Annotated in this window: 4 protein-coding genes; 3 read left to right on the top strand and 1 reads right to left on the bottom strand. The window is 69.0% G+C overall.

Annotated elements, in window-relative coordinates; genetic code table 11:
- Positions 1 to 598 precede the first annotated feature (598 nt).
- Positions 599 to 1267, bottom strand: a complete 669-nt coding sequence (locus JWR81_RS10480) for a GntR family transcriptional regulator (RefSeq protein ID WP_297649965.1) — start codon at positions 1265 to 1267, stop codon at positions 599 to 601.
- A 184-nt stretch (positions 1268 to 1451) separates the two neighbouring features.
- Between JWR81_RS10480 and JWR81_RS10485 the strand changes: the two genes are divergently transcribed.
- The 3 genes from JWR81_RS10485 to JWR81_RS10495 form a co-directional block, all read left to right on the top strand.
- Positions 1452 to 2264: an N-acyl homoserine lactonase family protein gene (locus tag JWR81_RS10485; RefSeq protein WP_297649967.1), complete on the top strand. Its 813-nt coding sequence runs from the start codon at positions 1452 to 1454 to the stop codon at positions 2262 to 2264.
- A gap of 46 nt (positions 2265 to 2310) precedes the next feature.
- Positions 2311 to 3060 carry a hypothetical protein gene (locus JWR81_RS10490; RefSeq protein WP_297649969.1) on the top strand — a complete coding sequence of 250 codons (750 nt, stop codon included), beginning with the start codon at positions 2311 to 2313 and terminating at the stop codon, positions 3058 to 3060.
- A gap of 37 nt (positions 3061 to 3097) precedes the next feature.
- A partial coding sequence (locus JWR81_RS10495; protein ID WP_297649971.1) for an amidase occupies positions 3098 to 4452 on the top strand: 1355 nt, incomplete at its 3' end.

A 4452-nucleotide genomic window follows, 5' to 3' on the forward strand; every position in this document is an offset into this window, starting at 1 on the left:
CCCGCGGCCGGGACGCCACCGACTGGCTGGCAGCACGAGCTCCCGACCACGAGGTCCTGGTCGTCCACCGGCCGCAGGACGGTTGACCGCCCGCAGGACACCACCGCCGCCGGTCAGCAATCCCCAAGGACACGCAACCGGGGAGCCATGAACCCGGGTGACGACGGCGCTGCAGTGAGCCTCGCCGGGTGAGCTCGTGACCACGGGTGCAACCCGGTGGTCACGTAGCGGCATGGGGGCGGCCCTGGGTGTCGTCGTGCCGCGCGATCCGAACACACGGGGGACGCTCCCCGCGTGGTTCGGCTGCTTGGCCTTCGTACTGGCGGTTTCGCTGTTCCTGCGGGATCGACGCCGGGACCAGCGAGCAGATCGACAAGACCACTGTGGACAACTGTCGAGGGGGACCCCACCGACCCGGGCGCCCCTGGCTCGACCACCCGGACGGTGCAGGCAGCTGTGACGACTCGTGACTGCGTGAGCGGCTTGTCGACCACGACCACAGGCTGAGCCCGCAGCGTCGGACCGGCACTCCCCGTCCGGGACGCTCGGAGGGGCCACCTCCTCGTTCTGGTCGGCGCGCCGCCTACCCTCGGGACGGTCACGCCAGGTCGGGCGTCAGCGCCTCGACGATCGTGGATTCGACGAGGTCGAGGTGGTGCACGGTCTCGCGCGCTGCGAGATCGGCGTCGCCGGAGACGAACGCCTGGAGCAGGGTGTCGTGGTCGTGGGTCGCCTTCACATCCGCCTGGTGGGCGGCCACGCTCATCCGCACGTAGCGCTCGGAGACCACCCACAGCTGTTCGAGTATCCGACGGCCGACCGCCTGGACCGTCGGCTGGATGAGCAACCAGTGGAACTCCCGGTGCCTGGCCAGGAACGTGTCGAGGTCGGCAGCGGACTCAGCGGCCAGACGCCGTCGCGCCTCCTGTGCCGCGACCACCGCTTCCGTACTGCGCAGTCGCACCGCCTGGGCCATGAGCGGTGGTTCGAGCAGCCGTCGCATGGCGTAGACCTCGCGGAGCTCGCCGAGCGAGACCTGCGCGGCGGTCGTGCCCCGACGCGGGACCGTGACGACCAGACCCTCGGCTTCCAGCGCGCGCAGAGCCTCCCGCACGGGGATGTGGGAGACGCCGAACCGTTCCTGGATCTGTTTGGGAAGGATCTTCTCGCCCGGGGCGATGGTGCCGGTCAGGATGAGGGAGCGGATCAGCCCCACCAGATCCCGGCCGAGCCCGGCCGACACCGGCCCCACGTCGTCCGTTCTCACCGGACGCACCTCCACTTCGACCGGATCGATACATAGATCCTTGACTCGCTAGATTATAGTTTAGACACTTGTTGTCGTCACGGTCGACGGTGTGGCCCCTCGGATCTCGCGTGCGCAGCTCGTCCGGTGGGTGCGGACTTCGAGGCCGTGGGATCACCACCGCTGCGAACGGAAGAGGCACTCCATGGCCGGAACGAAGTTGTCCCTGCTCGACCTCGGACGGATCGACACCGACGACGGCTTCTTCATGCGCGGATGCAACGCGGCGCTGCAGTCCGACCCGCACCCGCAGTACGAGCGCCGTCGGGTCGCGGTCATCGCCGCCGTGATCGAACACCCCAAGGCCGGCCCGATCCTGTTCGAGACCGGTTGCGCGCAGAACGCCAAGGAGGACTGGCCCGGCCCTGCCTGGGATGCCTTCCCCGTCAACGTCTACGAGGAGGAGCACCACCTCGACAAGGCCCTCGAGGCCGCCGGTTATGGCATCGACGACATCCAGGCCGTCGTCATGGGGCACCTGCACCTCGACCACGCCGGCGGGTTGGAGCACTTCAAGGGCAAGAACATCCCGATCTACGCCCACGCGAAGGAGATCAAGGAGCACTACTACGCGGTCGCGACCAAGGAGGACATCGGCGCCTACGTTCCGGGCGACCTCCACTGGGAGCTGAACTGGCAGCCCATCCACCGCGACGAGACCGAGCTGTTCGAGGGCATCACCCTGCGACACATGCCCGGCCACACCCCCGGCCTGATGACCATGCAGGTCGAGACCCGCAACTCCGGGCACTTCATGCTGACCAGCGACCTGTTCCATGTGCGCGACCTGTTCGAGCAGGGTCTGCCCCAGGGGTGGCTCGGCCGCAACTCGCACGCGTGGTGGGAGAGCTTCCGCTGGACCCAGCAGATCCAGAAGCGTTACGACGCGACGATGGTCTACGGCCACGACGCGACCGTGCTCGAGGAACTGCAGGCCCAGGCCAAGTACTTCGACTGATCCGCTCCCCCGGCCGCGCCGGCTGATCCTTCTGGAGTACCTGTCCATGCCGTACGCCGCGTCGCTTCACAGCACCGGGACCTACCGGTACCTGCCCGCCATCGCCCCGTACTCGTCCGGGGTGGCCGCCGAGCCGGGCTACGAGATCATCGGGCTGCGGTTCGACTCTCCGCCCTCGGTCGTCGAGGGCTTCGCTCGTCTCGACGAGGAGTGCGCCGGGCGAGGTCTGCCGTCGAGCGCACTGGTGGGTTTCGAACTCAGGTCCCCGGCGCCGTTCGCGTTCGGGGCCTTCGACGAGTTCAACGAGACCTACCGGCAGCTCCTCGCCGAGCGCGGACTGCTCGAGAACGGGGTCAACCCGATCGCGCGCACGAACGTCGTCCCCGTCCGGTCGGCGCCGGGGGAGCCCGTGCTCCTGTCTGCCTTCCTCGTCCAGGAGGCGGCCGATGACGGGGGCGTCGACTTCGTGGTCGCGGGAGGCGGAGAGATCGACGGCCTTGATCCCGAGGCGATCGTCGCCCGCGGCGACATATCCGAAGCCGGCCTGACGAAGAAGGCCGGCTACGTCATCGACGAGATGCGGGCCCGGCTGGCCGGGCTGGGCAAGGACGCGGAGTCGCCCACGCTCGTCGACGTCTACACCGCTCACGAGATCCCCGGTCTGGACGAGATGCTGCTCGGCCGGCTGCCGGCGGTCGGCCGTCACGGATTCGTGCGCTGGCTGACCAGGCCGCCGGTCGTCGAGGTCGAGTTCGAGATGGACCTGCGCCGCGTGAGCGGATGGCGCGCGCTCTGATCCGCACCCCGCATTCCATCCCCACCGAAGGAGTCTCTTGTCTCTCGACGACGACATGGCGTACGAATCCGCGACGAACCTGGCGGCGGCGGTCCGCGACCGTGAGGTGTCCCCGGTCGAGATCGTGGACTACTTCCTGGACCGCATCGAGCAGCGCAACCCCAGCCTCAACGCCTTCGTCTTCCTCGCGGCCGACGAGGCCAGGGCGGCGGCCAGGCGCGCGGAGAAGGCGGTGACGGACGGGGAGGAGCTGGGGGCGATGCACGGCGTTCCCACCGCGCTGAAGGACCTCTTCGACTTCCATCCCGGCTGGCCGTCGACGTTCGGCGGCATCCCCGCTCTGCGCGAGAACATCGCCGAGCACCACTGCATCTACGCCGAGCGGATGAAGGCCGCGGGGGCGATCGTGCTCGGCAAGACCAACTCACCGGTCATGGGTTTCCGTGGCACGTGTGACAACCCGCTGTTCGGACCCACGCGCAACCCGTTCGACACCGACCGGAACTCGGGCGGGTCCTCCGGCGGTTCTGCGGCCGCCGTCGCCGACGGCCTGCTGCCCCTGGCGGAGGGCACCGACGGCGGCGGGTCGGCGCGGATCCCCGCCTCCTGGTGCGGCGTCGTCGGTTACAAGGCGTCGTTCGGGCGGGTCCCGTTCGTGTCGCGTCCCAACGCCTTCACCGGGATCAGTCCCTTCCTGTTCGAAGGCGTGATCGGGCGCAGCGTCGCCGACGTCGCCCTCGGCGCCACGGTGCTGACCGGATACGACCCGCGCGACCCGTTCGCCCTCGACGAGACCGTGGACTACGTCGGCGCCTGCGAGCAGTCGCTCAAGGGCAAGCGCATCGCCTACAGCCCCGACTTCGGCATGTACCCGGTCGATCCGAAGGTCGCCGCGGTGACCGCGCAGGCCGCGGCCGCATTCCGCGACGCGGGTGCCACCGTGGACGAGATCGACATGACGATGCCCTACGGGCAGCAGGAGTTGTCCGAGCTCTGGTGCCGGATGATGGCCGGCGTGGAGGTCATCGAGCTCTTCAAGGCCCAGGGGATCGATCTCCTGGCCGACCACGCCGACGACCTGCCCGTGGAGTACCGCTCCTACGTCGAGGCGAACTACCGGGCCAGCGCGGTCGAGGTGCTACGGGACCAGCAGATGCGTTCCGGCGTCTACGACGCGATCCAGGGCGTCTTCGGCGACTACGACCTCCTCCTGACGCCCACCCTCGCCTGCCTGCCGGTGCCCAACGCGGAAGACGGCAACACCGCCGGTCCCACCCAGATCAACGGCGTCGAGGTGAACCCGCTGATCGGGTGGTGCATGACGTACCCGATCAACTACACCGGACACCCCGCCGTGTCGGTGCCGGCCGGCATGGCCGAAGGCGATCTGCC

It is taken from the genome of Pseudonocardia sp. (assembly GCF_025965585.1).
In the GTDB taxonomy this organism is placed as follows: domain Bacteria; phylum Actinomycetota; class Actinomycetes; order Mycobacteriales; family Pseudonocardiaceae; genus Pseudonocardia.